The following is an 18933-nucleotide window of genomic DNA, read 5'->3' on the forward strand; positions in this document are numbered from 1 at the left end:
GGCATCAAACCGGGTGGCCGTCTCAGGCCACCTCTCAATTTTTAGCAAATCAGGAATATACCCATGGCAGATTCATTGAGAATCGGCATAGCGGGACTCGGCACTGTCGGCTCTTCGCTCGTGCGCATCCTCCAGCAGAGAAGCAAGGAACTTGCGATTACCTGCGGACGCGCAATTGAGATTATTGCCGTCAGCGCACGCGATCGGTCGCGTGATCGCGGTGTCGATCTCTCGGGTATGACCTGGTTCGATACGCCTGAAGAACTGGCTGAAAAAGCCGATATCGATGTCTTCGTGGAACTGGTCGGCGGTGCCTCCGGTCAGGCCGAAAAGTCGGTGCGCGCGGCCCTTTCACGTGGTCTCCATGTGGTGACAGCCAACAAGGCGCTGCTGGCAAAGCATGGCGTCGAACTTGCCGTACTGGCAGAAGACAAGGGCGCATTGCTCAACTTCGAAGCGGCCGTGGCCGGTGGCATTCCCATCATCAAGGCGCTGCGTGAATCGCTCACCGGCAACCACGTGTCGCGCATCTACGGCATCATGAACGGCACCTGCAATTACATCCTGACCAAGATGGAAAAGGAAGGCCTTTCCTTCGAGGCCTGCCTGAAGGAAGCCCAGCGTCTGGGTTATGCCGAGGCCGATCCCGCTTTCGATATCGAGGGCAACGATACCGCCCACAAGCTGGCCATCCTCACCACGCTGGCCTTCGGCGCCAAGATTTCGGCCGATGATATCTACCTCGAAGGCATCACCAACATTTCCATCGAGGACATTCAGGCTGCCGCCGATCTCGGTTACCGCATCAAGCTCCTCGGCGTGGCGCAGGTTACCGAATCGGGCATCGAACAGCGCGTGCATCCCACCATGGTGCCGCTGGATTCGGTCATCGCGCAGGTGGATGGCGTCACCAATGCCGTGGCCGTTGAATCCGACATTCTCGGTGAACTGCTGATGGTCGGCCCCGGCGCAGGCGGCAACGCCACGGCGTCTGCCGTGCTAGGCGATATCGCCGACATTGCCAAAAGCCGCCCCGGCGCCCAAAAAGTGCCAGCCCTCGGCCGCCCGGCAAAATCCCTGACCGAATACCGTCGCGCCAAGATGAAAAGCCACGAAGGCGGCTACTTCATCCGCCTCACGGTCAAGGACAAGGCCGGCGTCTTCGCCTCCATCGCCACCCGCATGGCAGAAAACAACATCTCGCTGGAATCCATCGTCCAGCACTCCCGAGTCCCCAGCGAAGGCGGCGCCCAGAACATCATCCTGGTCACCCACGCCACCATGGAAGACGCCATTCGCAAGGCCGTCAAAGCTATCAAAAGCGAAAAATACCTCGTCAGCGAACCCCAGGTCATCCGCATCGAACGGACGTAACGGGCAGGGCGCCTATTCGTGGGCGCCCGCTAGACGCAATGCGCGTCCTACGGATCGATCTCCCCTTTGTGGGAGATAATGGGCAGGTTGAGGGGTAAGTCCACTCGCAATGGCACCGGAATGACCGATGGTTTGACGTAGGCGCAGGCGTCGCACCCCTCACCTGAAAACCCTATGAATTGGCATCGCTCATCATGATTTTTTGACCGTTTCGGTAGACCCGGGATGATCGGGAGGCATAACCCGCCTGTCATGATGAACAGAGCCAGCCGCTCACCCCCCTTGTAACTTCCCTTCACCGTCATTTGGGTGTGTACTGCCCGGTGCGGTGGCGGATGTGAGACCGAAGCCCCTTAGGGACACTAAGCCCGTGGCAGAGCCCGGTCGTGCATCCGCCGTTCCATCGAACCCGAACAGTCGCCAGGGCCGCTTGCGCACGCAAAGCCCGCTTAGGCAAGGATGGGATAAGATGGATATAATCGTTGGTATAGATGTCTCCAAGGATAGCCTCGACGTTGCGGTTTCACCCTCAGGTACAAGCTTTTTCGTCGGGAACGACCATGACGGCATCGAAGAGCTGGTGAAGCGCCTCAAGGCGGAAAAGGTTGATCTCGTGGCCGTGGAGGCGACGGGCGGCTTCGAAACGCTGGCGGTGGCAAAGCTTGCGGCGTGCGACATCTGCGTGATCGTCGTCAACCCGGCGCAGGTCCGGGCCTATGCCAACGCCATCGGTCGGCGTGCCAAGACCGATGCGATCGATGCAGCCCTGATTGCCGCTTTCGTCGTGGCGACGAAACCGCAGATCCGGTCGCTGCCCGATGCGCAAACCCAGGCGTTATCGGCCCTTGTCGATCGCAGACGGCAGATCGTTCAGATGATCGTGGCCGAAGAGAACCGGTTGCGGATGGCGTTGGACAAGACCACCCACAAAAGCATCAAACGGTTGTTGGCTGCGCTCAACCGCGAGAAGGACAGCATTGACACGGATATGGATGAGCATATCCGCAAGTCCCCCTTGTGGCGTGTGCGCGAAGCACTGCTGACCTCGGTTCCAGGTGTCGGGCGGGCCACGGCACGCACGCTTCTGGCCGAAATGCCGGAACTTGGCAGCCTCAACCGCCGACAGATCGCATCCCTTGCGGGACTGGCACCATGGACGCGGCAATCGGGCAAGTGGAAAGGCAAGAGCTTCATCGGTGGCGGGCGCTCCAAGGTGCGGGCGGTGCTGTTCATGGCAGCACTGGTCGCATCTCGCCACAACCCGTTGCTCAAGGAATTCCGCGATCGTCTCGTGGCATCCGGCAAGCCCAAGATCGTCGCCATCGTGGCCACCATGCGCAAGCTACTCACCATCCTCAACGCCATCATCCGGGAGAATAAACCATGGCAAAACGCTTGACTGCCAAGACAGTCGCTCTGTCCTGCCGGACATCTCCCCCTCAAGGGGGGAGATCGGCAAGAGGCACGATCACCGCTCCAATTGCAGCCGCCTGAGATTTGGCGCTGGCAATACACGTAGCTGCCCTATGCAACGCTCAAGATGACCGGCAAGCCCGCGCCCAGCCGATCTCCCCACCTGAGGGGGAGATGCCCGGCAGGGCAGAGGGGGGTAAACCCCACCCTCCGACCTCACGATACACTCCCCAAAACATCAAAGACAAAAATACTTCCCAGCCGAATCAACAGCTTAAAAGAAATCCAACAAAAAACACCAAAATTCCCCCCGCAACTTTCTCAATGACGCGCGAATCACCCGCACAATCTCCCCGTTCCGCCCTCGGATACACCGCAAGGCGTTGCGGCGAGGCGGGACCGGCGCTGGTGGCAAGGAGGTTACGCATCCTCTTTGTCATCGGGGTCGAGCAGCGATCTCCCCGGTGGGACGGGAGAAAGGTGGCGGCGGTTTCGGACCGGCTGTCGCAGCCTTTCCAATGTCCGGACCGGCCTGGCATGTCTGCGCCCCAAAACACCGTTTCGGGTTTTGTGGCGGGTCATGGCGGTCCGGTTTGCCAGCCACCGGGCGTACCGACAGCTCATCGGCACCGGGTCGAACGCGACCGCAGGGGCTTGAAGCGAAAGTCAGGCGGTACACAGGAACACGCTGCATCTGCCCCGCACTGTTGCGAAACAGCGCGGACGGACCGCAAGGTTACCATCGGCGAATGTGCCCAGTGGCCACCTTGCGGAGAACGGATCGATGGCTGCGGGCGCTTCGTCAGAATGAAGCCTCCCATCCTCGAAGGCAGATGTGGCCGAACTGGCAGGCGACAGCTTCGGCAACGAAGCCGCCGTCACCCGGGTGGGTAAGGCCGGACCTTGATTTGTCCGACCGTTCCAACGGCGAGGACCCCTTGCCCTCCGGGATATGCCAGCCATGGCAAGAGGATCGCTGTTCGGCCAAAAGAGCCGAACGGGGCGCTGCGAGGTGCCATTTTATAGACTACCCAACGAGGCAACTTACAGCGCCCCGTCCGAAATACCCATGGCCGCGAATGGTTATGGACACTGAGAGAAGGTCAAGCCACGGGCAGGTGCTGCCGCGTGAACGGCGAAGCTTGCGTGAGGGGTGGCCAGGGTTTTTGATAGCGATGGGATTTGGAGGGTGTGGCTGGGTGCAACGCAGCAACCCTCACCATTGTGAGATTGCCAAAGAAGTTGCCACGCAAAGGGCACAACAGAGCAACCCTCATCCTGAGGTGCCCCACAGGGGCCTCGAAGGACGAGGGTTGCGGGCTTGGGGCAGAGTGCGCGGCGGATGCTTCGAGGCCTTGCCCTTCGGCCAAAGCACCTCAGCATGAGGGCGGAGGGTGAGGTTGCCCTCTCCAATACCGGACAAACGCGGAATGCGAGCAGGTACGAGGAATGCTTGGCGATGATGCAAGCCGCAACGCAGCAACCCTCACCACCATGAGAGCCGAAGGAGGTGCCACGCAAAGGGCCGCAACGCAGCAACCCTCATCCTGAGGTGCCCCGCAGGGGCCTCGAAGGACGGGGGGTGCGGGCTTGGGGCAGGAGTACGCGGCGGATGCTTCGAGGGTCGCTTCGCTCCCACCTCAGCATGAGGTTGGTGGGTGAGGTGACCGGCTGCACTGAGCAAGGGAGGAGGCCGTGGTGCCCCCTAAAATACGCCGTGGTGCCCCCTAAAATACAAAGCTCGATTACGCCGCCCACCCTCCCATCACGTAAACTCCATCCCCAACTCCCCGACTTGATCCAAATCAAGGCCACTTGCCCATCTCAGTGGCAAAGCAGCAGACGACGCGAAAGCACGTTTGCCACTTTCTGCTGGCCCATGCCGCGCGTCGTAACTGCGATGACGTTGGGGGAAACCAACAATGAACTCTGTTTTAGGAACTGCGATGGTGGCCGTGGGGGCTTTCCTCGCGCTGCTCGGGGCGGCCTTCGCTCACGATGATCTTTTTGCTGCCCATATGTGGATATTGTTTTTCCTGCTCGTAACCGGCACCGCGCTGATGTTGCGCCGCGCGTCCTTTGCGCCGGTGAAGCCGATCTCGAGAGAGCAGCGCGAATCCGAATATTTCGACGAAGTCATACGATACGGTGTGATTGCCACGGTGTTCTGGGGCGTCGTCGGGTTTCTGGTGGGCGTCACCATCGCCCTGCAACTGGCCTTTCCGGATTTGAATATCGAGCCATGGTTCAACTTCGGTCGTGTTCGCCCACTGCACACATCCGCAGTCATTTTCGCCTTTGGCGGCAATGCGCTGATAGCGACGTCTTTCTATGTCGTTCAGCGGACATCGCGCGCGCGGCTGTTCGGCGGTGATCTCGGCTGGTTCGTGTTCTGGGGCTACAATCTGTTCATCGTCATGGCCGCCACCGGGTATCTGCTGGGCATCACCCAGAGCAAGGAATATGCGGAGCCGGAATGGTATGTCGATATCTGGCTCACCATCGTCTGGGTCGCCTATCTCGTCACCTTCCTTGGCACGATCCTGAAGCGCAAGGAGCCGCACATCTACGTGGCGAACTGGTTCTACCTCGGCTTCATCGTCACCATTGCCATGCTGCATGTGGTCAACAATCTGGCCGTGCCCGTCTCGTTTCTCGGCGTGAAAAGCTACTCGGCCTTCTCCGGCGTGCAGGATGCGCTGACGCAGTGGTGGTATGGCCACAACGCCGTCGGCTTCTTCCTGACGGCTGGCTTCCTGGGCATGATGTACTACTTCATCCCCAAGCAGGTGAACCGCCCTGTTTATTCCTACCGGCTGTCGATCATCCACTTCTGGGCGCTGATCTTCATGTATATCTGGGCAGGTCCTCACCACCTGCATTACACCGCGCTGCCCGACTGGGCGCAGACGCTGGGCATGGTATTTTCCATCATGCTGTGGATGCCGTCGTGGGGTGGCATGATCAATGGCCTTATGACGCTGTCGGGCGCCTGGGACAAGATCCGTACCGATCCGATCGTGCGCATGATGGTCATGGCGGTTGCCTTCTATGGCATGGCGACCTTCGAGGGGCCGATGATGTCCATCAAGGCCGTCAATTCGCTCAGCCACTATACCGACTGGACCATCGGTCACGTGCATTCCGGCGCTCTCGGCTGGAACGGCATGATCACCTTCGGTGCGATCTATTACCTGACGCCGAAGCTCTGGGGACGTGAGCGACTCTATAGCTTGCGCATGGTCAACTGGCACTTCTGGCTCGCCACGCTCGGTATCGTCGTCTACGCCGCCGTCATGTGGGTGGCAGGTATCCAGCAGGGTCTGATGTGGCGCGAATATGATGCGCAGGGCTTCCTGGTCTACTCGTTTGCCGAAACGGTCGCCGCACTCTTCCCATACTACGTGCTGCGTGCGCTGGGCGGGGCGCTGTTCCTCGGGGGCGCGCTGATCATGGCCTACAACGTCACCATGACAATTCTCGGCTACCAGCGCGACGAGGCGGGCTTCAAGAGCGCTACGCCTAAGCTGCAGCCAGCGGAATAAGGAGAACCAACCATGTCCATTCTTGACAAACATGGCGTCATCGAACGAAACGCCACCTTGCTTCTCGTTGGTTCTCTCGTCGTCGTCGCCATCGGCGGCATCGTCGAGATCGCGCCGCTGTTCTACCTCGAAAACACCATCGAGAAAGTCGAGGGCATGCGCCCATACGCGCCGCTGGAGTTGGCCGGTCGTAACATCTATATCCGCGAAGGCTGTTACGTCTGTCACAGCCAGATGATCCGGCCTTTCCGTGATGAGGTCGAGCGTTACGGCCATTACAGCCTTGCAGCGGAAAGCATGTACGACCATCCGTTCCAGTGGGGCTCCAAACGCACGGGACCGGATCTGGCCCGCGTTGGTGGTCGCTACTCCAACGAGTGGCACGTTCAGCACCTGAGCGAACCAAGGGCCGTGGTGCCGGAATCCGTGATGCCGAGTTACGCCTTCCTCAAGACGACACCGCTCAAGGTTCCCGATGCGTCCATGGAGCTGAAGGCCAACCGCGCCGTTGGTGTGCCCTATAGCGACGAGATGATCGAAAACGCGGCAGCCGATTTGAAAGCGCAGGCCGATCCCAACGCGGATACGACAGCGCTGGAGGCTCGTTACCCGAAGGCCAAGATTGGTGATTTCGATGGCGACCCGACCAAGGTCACCGAAATGGATGCGCTGGTCGCCTATCTGCAAATGCTCGGCACGCTGGTCGATTTCTCGACCTATGACGATGCCGCCGGTTATCGCTGAGGAGAAACGCCATGGAAACCTACACCGCCATGCGCCACTTCGCCGATAGCTGGGGCCTGCTTGTCATGACCCTGTTTTTCGCAGGTGTCGTCGTCTTCACGCTGCGACCCGGCTCCAAGACATCAGCCGACGATGCCGCCAGCATTCCGCTCAGGGAGGACTGATCATGTCCGATAAACACATTGACGATATCAGCGGCGTCGAGACCACCGGTCACGAGTGGGATGGCATCCGCGAGTTGAACAACCCCATGCCGCGCTGGTGGGTGTGGACATTCTACGCCACTATCGTCTGGGCCATCGGCTATACCATCGCCTATCCCGCATGGCCGTTGATCAGCGGTTCCACGAAAGGCCTTATTGGCTGGCACAGCCGTGCTGATTTCGTGGCTGAAACTGCCGATGCGAAATCGGCGCAGACTGTTTACCTGGAGAAGATCGCCTCGTCTTCGCTGGAGGACATTCAAAAGGACGGCGAACTCATGCAGTTCGCTGTCGCCGGTGGTGCAGCAGCCTTCAAGATCAACTGCATCCAGTGCCACGGTTCAGGCGCGGAAGGCGGTAACGGCTATCCAAACCTAAACGACGACGATTGGCTGTGGGGCGGTAATGTCAACGACATCCATACCACGATTACCCACGGTATTCGTTTTGCGGAAGATGCCGACACACGCATCTCGGAAATGCCAGCCTTTGGTGAAATGCTGAAACCAGAGGAAATTCGTGAAGTCGCCGCCTATGTCGTCAGCCTGACGGGAACCCCGCGCGATGCGTCCATGGTACAGCCAGGCGCGCAGCTCTTTGCTGACAATTGCGCCTCCTGCCATGGTGACGATGCCAAGGGGAACCGCGATATGGGCGCCCCGAACCTTGCCGACGCCATCTGGCTCAAATCACACGGTGAGGATGGGATTATCGCCCAGATACGTGCACCCAAGCATGGTGTGATGCCCGCCTGGGGAGAGCGCCTTGGCGATACGACGGTCAAGCAGCTGACGCTGTTTGTGCACTCGTTGGGTGGTGGGGAATAGGGGGAGGCGTTACCAAGTTAAAAGCGCCGCTCCGATGTTCCCCCGACGTCATGCTCGGGCGTGTCCCGAGCATCTGCTACGTAACAATTTTGGAGACGTGATTGGATCCTCGGGACAAGCCCGAGGATGACGACGGTGAGGTCTAAGCCTGACTCACTTACCCTCCAAAATCTCCTTCAACGTCTTCAAATCCGCAAGTACCGCTGCGGCATCGCGCTCAAATTCGGCATCGCTCATGCCAGCTAGCTTCAGCACCGTGAATGCCACCTCCGCGCCATCGCCATTGGGCGTAACGCGCAGCGCATTATGAACCTCCAGCCCGTCTGGCATGGTGACGATATGGTCGATCACGCCGAGGTCGTTCGGTGTAGTGAATTTCACTTTGACGTCACCAAGCGGGCCAGATGCAATCCATACATCGCCGCCCTGCTTGAGCCCGCTGGCCAGCCCGGCTGCCCATTCAGGCATTCGCGACGCATCAGACGCGTAGGCGTAGACCTCTCGCCACGGACGTCTGATCGAGATGTGGACGATGCGTGCGGTCATGACTGTCATTTTTGCCTCCTTGCAACACGCGTTTCCGGCTGCGCCACTTTGTCCTCACTTGACCTAAGTCAAGGATGATTGCCCGGCGAAGTGCCAAAACGCAAAGGAAGAAACCGGACATGCATGACCATGAACATATACACGGCGGATAAAAATGGCGATGGCGCGGATGCGGTTCAAAGACTGAATGCCGAGCCTGTCAATTCCGCAAAGGTCCGACAGCCACTTTATGAAGCGCGCAGGAAGATCTTTCCCAAACGTGCAGAGGGCCGGTTTCGACAGTTCAAATGGATCGTCATGCTCATCACGCTCGGCATCTATTACTTGACGCCATGGATCAGGTGGGATCGTGGACTCTACGCGCCGGATCAGGCGGTTCTGATCGATATCGCCAGCCGCCGTTTCTACTTCTTCTTCATCGAGATATGGCCGCAGGAATTCTTCTACGTTGCAGGGCTGCTGGTCATGGCGGGCTTTGGTTTGTTCCTGCTGACCTCCGCCGTCGGGCGCGCATGGTGCGGATATACCTGTCCGCAGACAGTGTGGGTCGATCTGTTTCTCGTCGTCGAGCGCTTTATCGAAGGCGATAGAAACGCCCGGATGAAGCTGGATGCCGGTCCGTGGACATTGACGAAAATTCGCAAGCGCGTGGTCAAGCACGCAATCTGGCTCATCATCGGGGTTCTCACCGGCGGCGCGTGGATCTTCTACTTTGCCGATGCCCCGACGCTGGCCATGCAGTTTCTGACCGGCGATGCCGCGATGATCGCCTATTACACCGTGGCGACCCTGACGGCGACGACCTATATTCTCGGCGGGCTGATGCGCGAGCAGGTCTGCACCTATATGTGCCCATGGCCGCGCATTCAGGGTGCGATGCTGGATGAACATTCGCTTGTCGTGACCTATAATGACTGGCGTGGAGAACCACGTTCGCGCCACGCCAAGAAGGCCATGGCCGCCGGTGAACCCGTTGGTGATTGCGTGGATTGCAGTGCCTGCGTCGCTGTCTGTCCCATGGGGATTGATATCAGAGACGGGCAGCAGATGGAGTGCATTACCTGCGCGCTGTGCATCGATGCCTGCGATGGCGTGATGGACAAGCTGTCGAAGCCACGCGGCCTTATCGCCTATGCGACGCTTGCCGAATACGAATCGAACATGGCGCTGGCGACGGGTGACGGCGCGTACGCGATACGTCCATCGAATGTCCGCAAACCGGACGGACGCTTCGTGGATGCCGTCAGGCACTTCGACTGGCGCATCATATTTCGCCCACGCACCGTGTTTTATCTCACTGTCTGGTGCCTGGTGGGTGTCGTCATGCTCGTGACGCTGGCGACGCGGGAGCGGCTGTCGGTCAACGTGCTGCATGATCGCAACCCGCAATATGTGATGGAATCGGACGGCTCGATCCGCAACGGCTACACCGTTCGCCTGCTGAACATGATCGCCCAGCCACGCAAAATCACACTGTCGCTTGAAGGGCTTCCAGACGCGGTCATGAAAATCAATGGCATCTCCGACACGCCCGCCCGCACATTCACCATTGATGTGAAACCAGACGAAGTCACCAGCCTGCGGGTGTTCGTCACGATGCCGAACGGCACCGCTTACCGAGCATCCGAAGATTTTCAATTCACAGCGGTCGATGACCAATATTCCGAAACCGCACACTACAAGGCCATCTTCAACGGGCCGGGAGCGAAGAAATGAGCGCTGAACACCGCGAAAAGCCGGGCTTCACCTTCACCGGCTGGCACATGCTGACCATCATGCTCCTGTTCTTCGGCACAATCATTTCGGTGAATGTGACGATGGCCTGGAATGCGGTGACGAGCTGGAGCGGGCTGGTGGTGCAAAACACCTACGTCGCCAGCCAGCAGTTTAACGGCAAGGCGGAAGCGGCCAAGGCCCGCGCAGCCAGCGGCATTGTCGGCAAGCTTCATATCGATGGAAATGTGGTGACCTACGACGTGTCGCACCCTCAGAGGGGAGCCATCGATACCGACACCGTCACGCTTAATTTTCGTCGCCCGGTTGGTGAGCATCAGGACTTCACGCTGCCGCTGGCGAAGCAGACGATCAATCTGTTCAGCGCCCAGCACGAACTGGCCGCTGGTGACTGGATTGTCGAAGCCACGGCTTTGAAGGACGGAAAAATCATCGTGCATGAGGGCACCCGGATCGATGTGGCGGGAGGCGTGAGATGAGCTGCTGCGCGCCCGGAACCGAGATTACGCTTGAACAGGCGGCGCTGAAAAAGGCCCTGCCGTCCTCGGAAGAGCTGATGCTGTCCAGCCGGGATTTGGGGCAGGGGTTGCGGCAGACCGATCTTGCCGTGCCCGGCGTCTATTGCGGTGCCTGCATCGTCACCCTCGAGGCGGCTTTGACCATCATGCCGCAGGTGGAGCGCGCCCGCGTTAACCTGTCCTCGAAACGCATTTCCATTGTCTGGAAAGAGGAGGTCGATGGTATCAAAACCAATCCGGCCGATCTGGCGCAGGCGGTGGCATCGACAGGTTACGAGACGCATCTGTTCGGATCGGGTCAGGACACGGCGGACGAGATGCGCAATCAGCTGATCCGCGCTGTCGGGCTGACCGGCTTTGCCGCCGTCAACATCATGCTGCTGTCGATTTCCGTCTGGTCTGGCGCGGATTCTTCCACGCGTGACATGTTCCACTGGCTTTCGGCGCTGATTGCCGCACCGGCGCTGATCTATGGTGGCCGCTTCTTCTATCAATCGGCGTATAATGCGCTGAGGCATCGCCGTACGAACATGGATGTCCCAATCGCGCTGGCCATTACCCTTTCCTACAGTGTCTCGATCTGGGAGACGATTCACAACGGCGAACATGCTTGGTTCGATGCGACGGTATCGCTACTGTTTTTCCTATTGATCGGCCGCACGCTGGACCATGTGATGCGCGACAAGGCGCGGTCTGCCATTGCCGGACTGGCACGACTGTCACCCCGTGGTGCGACCGTTCTTCTGGATGACGGCATCAGGGAATATCGGGCAGTGGCCGAGATCGTGCCGGGCGACCGCATTGCGATTGCTGCTGGCGACCGGGTGCCCGTGGATGGCCGCGTTATCAGCGGGAACAGCGATCTGGACGTATCCATTGCCAATGGTGAAAGCGCACCGCGCGTGGTGCGGGCGGGAGATGATATTCAGGCCGGAACGCTCAATCTGACCGGGCCGCTCATCATGGAAGCGACGGCGCTGTCTCGCGACTCCTTCCTGTCCGAAATTATCGGCCTGATGGAAGCGGCTGAAGGGGGCAGGGCGCGTTATCGCCGTCTTGCCGACCGCGCCGCGCAATACTATTCGCCAGTGGTCCACCTTCTGGCCCTAACAGCCTTCGTGGCCTGGGGTGTCTTTGGTGGAGACTGGAAGCAGGCGATGTTGATTGCCATTGCTGTGCTGATTATTACCTGCCCCTGCGCGCTGGGCATTGCCGTGCCCGTGGTGCAAGTGGTTGCGGCCGGTCGGCTGTTCAAACACGGCATCATGGTCAAGGATGGTTCCGCCATGGAAAGGTTGGCAGAGGCCGACACTGCGCTGTTCGACAAGACAGGTACCTTGACGCTGGGTCAACCACGGCTGGTGAACGCATCGAACATTGATCCTGAAACGATGGCTATCGCCGCCGGTATCGCTGCAAACTCACGCCATCCGTTGTCGCAGACGCTGCACCGCGCGGTTCGCGCGCCATTGCCTGTCTTTACCGATGTAACGGAAATTCCCGGCTCGGGCATCGAGGCAACGTCTTCCTCCGGCACCTACCGCCTCGGCAACAGACGTTTTGCCTGTGATGCGCGGGACCAGACGAGCGATTTGCGTTCCACCTCTGAAGTCGTCCTGTCGCTGGACGGTCGAGAGCTCGCGAGTTTTCGGTTCGAAGACACGATACGTCCGGGTGCCGCAGCGACGATTGCACAGTTGTCGGAAGCAGGATTTTCCGCTGAGATCGTCTCTGGCGACCGACCAACCGCAGTCGCCGTGCTGGCGCAGCGTATTGGTATTGCCGTCTGGAATGGTGCGTTGACGCCTGCGGAAAAAGCAGCGCGTTGCGTGGCGCTGGCGGCGGAAGGGCGCAAGGTTTTGATGGTGGGGGATGGCATCAACGACGCACCGGCGCTGGCCGCCGCGCATGTCTCGATGGCACCGGCCACGGCGGCGGACATCGGCAGGCAGGCGGCTGACTTCGTGTTCATGCGCACCGATCTGCGCTCGGTCGCTTTTGCGGTCGATACGTCGCGCAATGCAGGCCGGTTGATCCGGCAGAATTTTGCGCTGGCAATCGGTTACAACATCATCGCGGTGCCGATTGCGCTTGCCGGCTACGCCACGCCGATGATTGCCGCCATCGCCATGTCGACATCGTCGATCATCGTGGTCGTCAACGCCCTGCGGCTCAATGGTGCGGATCAGTCGGACGTGAATGACGTCGAAAGCAAAACCCCGGAGATGAGCTTCGCATGAACATGCTGATCTTCCTCATACCGGTCGCGCTTCTGCTGGGGGCTCTGGGCCTTTTCGCCTTCATGTGGTCGCTGAAGAGCGGCCAGTATGACGATATGGATGGTGCCGCATGGCGGGCGCTGGATGATGGAGATGACAGGCCCGGCCTTTGATCCTTGCTATGGGGCGCCGTCTGAAAAGCTGACTTGCGTCATCAAAATATAATCGTTTCAGTTCGCGCTAGCCTTGCCGTTTTCACATTAGAGTGCCACAACATCGCCGTTAAAAGCAATTTGGAGATACATCCGTGGAACAGGCAGAAATCGGTTTGATCGGTCTTGGCGTAATGGGGTCCAACCTCGCGCTCAACATCGCAGAAAAAGGCAACAAGATTGCTGTTTTCAACCGAACCCCGGAAGTCACGAAGAAATTTTACGCAGATGCTGGCGAGTTGCAGGGCCAGATCATTCCTTGCGAAACCATCGAAGAGTTCGTCGCAGCCATCCGCCCGCCGCGCCCCATTATCATCATGATCAAGGCCGGTGAGCCGGTCGATCAGCAGATGGAAATTCTAAAGCCTTACCTCGAAAAGGGCGACATCATGATCGATGCCGGAAATGCGAATTTCCGCGATACGATCCGCCGCTTCGAAACCCTTGAGGATACCGACCTGACCTTTATCGGCATGGGTGTATCCGGTGGTGAAGAAGGCGCGCGCCACGGCCCTTCCATCATGGTCGGCGGCACGGAAGAAAGCTGGAAGCGCGTCGAAAAGGTTCTCACATCCATCTCCGCCAAGTACGACAGTGATCCATGCGTAGCGTGGCTCGGCAATGACGGCGCAGGCCACTTCGTCAAGACCATCCATAACGGCATCGAATATGCCGACATGCAGATGATTGCCGAAATCTATGGCATTTTGCGTGATGGCCTGAACCTCAGCGCCGCCGAAATCGCCGATGTCTTCGGTGAGTGGAACAAGGGTCGCCTGAACTCCTACCTCATCGAAATCACCGAAAAGGTTCTGCGCGCAGCAGACCCGATCACCGGCAAGCCGATGGTCGATCTCATTCTTGACAAGGCCGGCCAGAAGGGCACAGGCAAGTGGTCGGTCATTGAAGCGCAGAACATGGGCGTTGCCGCCACGGCCATCGAAGCCGCTGTTGCAGCCCGCATCCTGTCGTCGCAGAAGACCGAGCGCGAATCGGCTGAAACCATTCTCGGCCTGCCGAAGGCGCTGCCTGCGCCTGCTGACAAAAAGGCATTCATCGCTGATCTGGAAAGTGCACTGCTGGCAGCAAAGATTGGCGCCTATGCGCAGGGCTTTGCCGTGATGGCGGCTGCGTCCAAGGAATTCGGCTGGGATCTGCCGATGCCGACCATCGCCCGCATCTGGCGCGCAGGCTGCATCATCCGTTCGCAGTTCCTGGATGAAATCACATCGGCCTTCACCAAGGACCCGCATGTTGCCAACCTGATCGTGACGCCAGCCTTTTCGCAGATGGTGAAAGACACGGATGCTCCGCTTCGTCGCGTGGTCTCGCATGCCGTTCTCTCCGGCTTGCCGGTTCCGGCGCTCGCGTCTGCCCTCGGTTATTTCGATGCCTACCGCCGTGCCCGTGGCAGCGCCAATCTCATTCAGGCGCAGCGCGACTTTTTCGGCGCACATGGTTTCGAGCGCACCGACGGTGTGGACAAGCCGCACGGCCCGTGGGGCAGCGGTCTCGACATCTTCGGAAAGTAAAACAGGAAGGCCCGCGTCAAGCGGGCCTTCTGCTATGCGCTGAATTTTGGAGCGCGGCTGGACCAGACCGGTTGGCTGAGGGTCTGTAACCCATCCACCGATTTTCCATCGATACGCGCCAGCAGCGCCTTGGCCAATTCACGGCCCGCCAGCTTGATATCCTCGTTCACCGTGTGGATTTCCGGGCGCAGCCAGTTCAGGAAGTCTGCCGACTGCTTGGACACGACGTCGATATCCGTGCCGACCTTCTTGCCGGTTTCTTCGACGCCCGCGACGAAGGCGATGGTGGACGTGCCGCTGATCGAAACGAGCCCGTCGGGATAATCCGCTTGGCTCATCAGCGTCCGGCTGACCTCCTTGATCTGGTCTAGGGGTGTGTCGTTGCTGATGATGCCATGCAGCGGAAATTCACTGAGCCCGAAATCTTTGAGGCCCCGCTCGATCCCACGCCGGGCAAAATCATGATACGAAAACTGTGTCGGTGGCAGAAGCACGGCGATGCGCTTTCGCCCGCACTGCGCCAGCCGCTTCACTGCCTCATAGGCGTAGGCCTCATTATCGAAGTCATGATAGGGATGCTCGATGCCCATGTCGGTACGCCCGTGGGTCGCGAAGGGCATGTTGCGCTCCGTCATGAAGCGAACACGCGGGTCATCCGGCTGCAACTTCGAAATGATCACGCCATCGGCTGACCCCGTATCGAGAATGTACCGGATCGGAATCATCGGGTCTTTGGCGTGGGTGTGTGGCGTGACCACGAGATGGTACTGCGTGTTGGAAAGCACTTCGGTAATGCCGAACACCAGTTGTGTGGTGAACCCCATCAGCTCTTCGTCAACACTCAGAACCAGAGCGATGACGTTGGTCTTGCCAGTCCGCAGACGCACGCCCGCGCGGTTCGGTTGATAGCCGATCTGCTGGGCAACCTGACGCACCCGCTCCTTGGTCTCTGCGCCGATATCGGGAGCATCTTTCAGAGCACGCGAGACGGTGGTGATACCAAGCCCGGTCATGTAGGCAATCGTCTTGAGTGTCGGGCGCTCGTAGCCGGGAAGCTTCTGTCCGCTCGTTTCAGATTTTATGCTGTTATTCATGTCGACACTCACCATACATCGCTGGCTCATATGGTAGTTGGCTTTTCTAGGATTGCAAAGCATGGAGACTATGGGTGACGACATGTAGGTGAGAAAAACTGCAACGATGTAGTTTCGAAGTGGGTATTCTTGACGCTGAGCGCGTTAGATGCGGATTTTTATCCGTGATAATTTGAAGAACGATCATACAAAAATCGTTAGAAACGCGAATTAAAAAACTGGAATAATGAACTGATATATTTGAATAATGATATTTTTTTCGTCAAAAGTTATCACTGCCAAAACAATCTTTCCGCCAACCCGTGACGGTCGGAAAATTTTCCGGTAACGTTGCCATCAGGAGGATATCTGTCGTTTCTTGGAAGCCATCCGAGTGTCGGTTGGTCACCCATTTGAAGCGCTATCTCACTGTTCTCCATTGGCTGCAAATCGAATGACAGGGCATGAGCATGACATCCTCCTACGCAAGCGACGTTGTAATCGACCTCTCGGGGGAATGGACACTTGCGACGGATGACGGAGAGCATGCCACCACGATCACAATTCCAGGCGATGTGCACACGGCGTTGCGAAGAGCGGAGATCATTCCCGACCCCTATTTCGGGCGCAACGAGAATGACGTGCAGTGGGTGGCGCACCGCGACTGGGTGATAGAGCGCCGCTTTTACGTCGATCATGCCGATGCGGACTGGTATCTGGACATCGATTATCTCGATACGGTCGCCGTTGTGTTCGTCAACGATACGCCTGTACTTTCCGCCGACAATTGCTTCCGCCGCTATCGCCCTGATGTCTCCAACGCGCTAGTGCAGGGCGAGAACGTCATTCGAATTCGTTTCCATTCCAGCATCAAGGCGGGCGCCGAACGGCAGGCCGCTCAGCCGTTTTACGTGCCTTACCACCCCGGCAACTCTCCCATCCCGCATGGCAATATGCTACGCAAGCCGCAATGCCACTTTGGCTGGGACTGGAACATCGCGCTGGCGCCGCTCGGGCTCTATGGCACTATCGCGCTGCGGCGTCTGGATACGGCGCGGATCGAACATCTCACGACCACGCAGCACCACGTCGATGGCGGGGTGGAACTGCATGTGGAACTGACGCTCCATGCGAAAGCCGCCGCCAGCCTGCCCATCCATCTTTCGCTGGGTGAAGAACGGCTGCGGCTAGACTGCGGCGTCGGTGCTGGAGAAACTGTGGTCCGGCATGTTTTCTTCGTTGAAGACCCGAAGCTGTGGTGGCCAGCGGGCAGCGGCGAGCAATCGCTTTACACGCTGACTGTCGAGCTACCGGATGAAACCGTGACGCGGCAGATCGGTTTTCGAACCGTGGAACTGCTGACGGATAAGGACGAGGCGGGGAGCCGCTTTGCATTCCGCATCAACGGGCGCGAGATTTTCTGCCGTGGCGCGAACTGGATTCCCGCCGATGCACTGCATTCGCTCAGCAGCCGCGAAAAGACCGAGGACCTTTTGTCCTCTGCGGTCGAAGCCAATATGAACATGATCCGCGTCTGGGGCGGTGGCTTTTATGAGCAGGACTGGTTTTACGACCTCTGCGACCGGATGGGTCTCATGGTGTGGCAAGACTTCATGTTTGCCTGCAATCTCTACCCCTGCACCGACGACTTTCTGGACAATGTGGAGCATGAGGTTACCTATCAGGTCAAGCGCCTGTCCTCGCATCCGTCCATCGCGCTTTGGTGCGGTGACAATGAGCTTGTCGGTGCGCTCACATGGTTCGATCAATCCCGCGACAATCGCGACCGTTATCTGGTCGCCTATGACCGGCTGAACCGGACAATCGAGAAAGCGCTGAAGAAGGCCGCACCATCAGCGCTATGGTGGCCCTCTAGCCCGGCATCCGGTTATATGGACTACGGCGATGCCTGGCATTCGGACGGTTCAGGCGACATGCACTATTGGTCCGTCTGGCACGAGAACAAATCCTTCGACAATTACCGTGCGGTCAAGCCGCGCTTCTGCTCGGAATTCGGCTTCCAGTCCTACACCTCAATGCCGGTCATCGGCACCTATGCCGACGAAAAGGACATGAATATCTCGTCGCCGGTGATCGAACTGCATCAGAAGAATGCGGGTGGCAACGAGCGTATCGCGGGCACCATGTTCCGCTATTTCCGGTTTCCGAAGGACTTCCCGAACTTCGTCTATATCAGCCAGGTTCAGCAGGCACTCGCCATCAAGACGGCGGTGGAATATTGGCGCTCGCTGAAACCACACTGCATGGGCACACTCTATTGGCAGCTCAACGACACATGGCCGGTCGCATCCTGGTCCAGCCTTGATTATGGCGGCAGCTGGAAAGCGCTGCATTACGCGGCCCGCCGTTTCTTCCAGCCTGTTACGGTTTCGGCCATTCCGTCCGAAGACGGCAAGACCGTGAGCTTTTCCACCGTCAACGACACGGCGGAGGCGGTGGACATCGATATGAACATTTTCGCGCTCTCGACCGATGGAGTTCGCACCCCACTCAAATCGGCCAGCGGAAGCTGCGGGCCGGACGCAGCGGTTACCATGGCGGAAGTCGATCTTGGACAACTGCCTGCGGGTGCGCTGCTGTCGTGGAATTTCATTGCGTCCAACGGCATGACGGGTGAGGGCCACCATGTGCTCGATACCTACAAGGCACTGGATCTGCAGCCATCCGGCCTAGACCTCTCGGTCAGCAAGCTTGACGACGGACAGTTCGAAATCGAGGTCACCGCCAGTGGCCTTGCGCTGTTCGTGATGATCGAAGCTGATATGGAGGGCAGGTATTCCGACAATCTCTTCGACCTTGCGGCTGGAGAAACGCGGCGTATCGTGTTTTCACCGAAGTATACGGCAACGACGTCGCGTCCGAACTTCTGGATTTTCGACCTCTTTTCGTCTCAATCGCGAGGTTGAAACGGGGCCGACTTGTCTTTAGCTTCACCACCAACAGAACCAGAGCCTTCACATTTTCACGAAGGC

General features: G+C 58.7%; 14 protein-coding genes. 12 read left to right on the plus strand and 2 right to left on the minus strand.

Features of this window, described 5'->3' with window-relative positions; genetic code table 11:
- Nucleotides 1-63 precede the first annotated feature (63 nt).
- The 6 genes from HRR99_RS06755 (at nucleotide 64) to ccoP (ending at nucleotide 8106) form a co-directional block, all read left to right on the plus strand.
- A complete protein-coding gene (locus tag HRR99_RS06755) occupies nucleotides 64-1374 on the plus strand; it encodes a homoserine dehydrogenase (RefSeq protein ID WP_111839088.1) in 1311 nt (436 codons plus the stop codon).
- Between the two features lie 469 nt (nucleotides 1375-1843).
- Nucleotides 1844-2773: an IS110 family RNA-guided transposase gene (locus HRR99_RS06760; RefSeq protein ID WP_233122183.1), complete on the plus strand. Its 930-nt coding sequence runs from the start codon at nucleotides 1844-1846 to the stop codon at nucleotides 2771-2773.
- Between the two features lie 1936 nt (nucleotides 2774-4709).
- On the plus strand, nucleotides 4710-6332 hold the full coding sequence (gene ccoN / locus HRR99_RS06765) for a cytochrome-c oxidase, cbb3-type subunit I (RefSeq protein WP_233123211.1): 1623 nt from the start codon (nucleotides 4710-4712) through the stop codon (nucleotides 6330-6332).
- Nucleotides 6333-6344: 12 nt separating this feature from the next.
- The gene (gene ccoO, locus HRR99_RS06770) at nucleotides 6345-7076 is read left to right on the plus strand and encodes a cytochrome-c oxidase, cbb3-type subunit II (protein ID WP_233123212.1); all 732 of its coding nucleotides are present in this window, start codon (nucleotides 6345-6347) and stop codon (nucleotides 7074-7076) included.
- A gap of 11 nt (nucleotides 7077-7087) precedes the next feature.
- Nucleotides 7088-7240 carry a cbb3-type cytochrome c oxidase subunit 3 gene (locus HRR99_RS06775; RefSeq protein ID WP_111838372.1) on the plus strand — a complete coding sequence of 51 codons (153 nt, stop codon included), beginning with the start codon at nucleotides 7088-7090 and terminating at the stop codon, nucleotides 7238-7240.
- Nucleotides 7241-7242: 2 nt separating this feature from the next.
- Nucleotides 7243-8106, plus strand: a complete 864-nt coding sequence (gene ccoP, locus HRR99_RS06780; protein WP_233123213.1) for a cytochrome-c oxidase, cbb3-type subunit III — start codon at nucleotides 7243-7245, stop codon at nucleotides 8104-8106.
- A 153-nt stretch (nucleotides 8107-8259) separates the two neighbouring features.
- Here the strand turns inward: ccoP and HRR99_RS06785 are convergent, their stop codons facing one another.
- Nucleotides 8260-8661: an SRPBCC family protein gene (locus tag HRR99_RS06785; protein ID WP_233123214.1), complete on the minus strand. Its 402-nt coding sequence runs from the start codon at nucleotides 8659-8661 to the stop codon at nucleotides 8260-8262.
- Between the two features lie 120 nt (nucleotides 8662-8781).
- Between HRR99_RS06785 and ccoG the strand changes: the two genes are divergently transcribed.
- The 5 genes from ccoG to gndA all read left to right on the plus strand — a co-directional run bounded on the left by ccoG (nucleotide 8782) and on the right by gndA (nucleotide 14867).
- Nucleotides 8782-10368, plus strand: a complete 1587-nt coding sequence (gene ccoG / locus HRR99_RS06790; protein ID WP_233123448.1) for a cytochrome c oxidase accessory protein CcoG — start codon at nucleotides 8782-8784, stop codon at nucleotides 10366-10368.
- Entirely contained in the window at nucleotides 10365-10865 is a 501-nt protein-coding gene (locus tag HRR99_RS06795; protein ID WP_233123215.1) for a FixH family protein, read from the plus strand. Before ccoG ends, HRR99_RS06795 begins: the two co-directional genes overlap by 4 nt.
- Nucleotides 10862-13144 carry a cation-translocating P-type ATPase gene (locus HRR99_RS06800; RefSeq protein ID WP_233123216.1) on the plus strand — a complete coding sequence of 761 codons (2283 nt, stop codon included), beginning with the start codon at nucleotides 10862-10864 and terminating at the stop codon, nucleotides 13142-13144. The genes HRR99_RS06795 and HRR99_RS06800 overlap by 4 nt, the downstream gene beginning before the upstream one ends.
- On the plus strand, nucleotides 13141-13296 hold the full coding sequence (gene ccoS / locus HRR99_RS06805; protein WP_112499988.1) for a cbb3-type cytochrome oxidase assembly protein CcoS: 156 nt from the start codon (nucleotides 13141-13143) through the stop codon (nucleotides 13294-13296). The genes HRR99_RS06800 and ccoS overlap by 4 nt, the downstream gene beginning before the upstream one ends.
- Nucleotides 13297-13430: 134 nt before the next feature.
- A complete protein-coding gene (gndA, locus tag HRR99_RS06810) occupies nucleotides 13431-14867 on the plus strand; it encodes an NADP-dependent phosphogluconate dehydrogenase (RefSeq protein WP_233123217.1) in 1437 nt (478 codons plus the stop codon).
- A gap of 32 nt (nucleotides 14868-14899) precedes the next feature.
- On the opposite strand, the gene HRR99_RS06815 is transcribed toward gndA, so the two are convergent.
- Complete coding sequence (locus HRR99_RS06815; RefSeq protein ID WP_233123218.1) at nucleotides 14900-15961, minus strand: LacI family transcriptional regulator; 1062 nt, start codon at nucleotides 15959-15961, stop codon at nucleotides 14900-14902.
- A 443-nt stretch (nucleotides 15962-16404) separates the two neighbouring features.
- Here HRR99_RS06815 and HRR99_RS06820 point away from each other — a divergent pair, with 443 nt between their 5' ends.
- Complete coding sequence (locus tag HRR99_RS06820) at nucleotides 16405-18867, plus strand: beta-mannosidase (RefSeq protein ID WP_422387298.1); 2463 nt, start codon at nucleotides 16405-16407, stop codon at nucleotides 18865-18867.
- Nucleotides 18868-18933 lie beyond the last annotated feature (66 nt).

Source organism: Agrobacterium vaccinii, from assembly GCF_021310995.1.
Taxonomy (GTDB): Bacteria; Pseudomonadota; Alphaproteobacteria; order Rhizobiales; family Rhizobiaceae; genus Agrobacterium; species Agrobacterium vaccinii.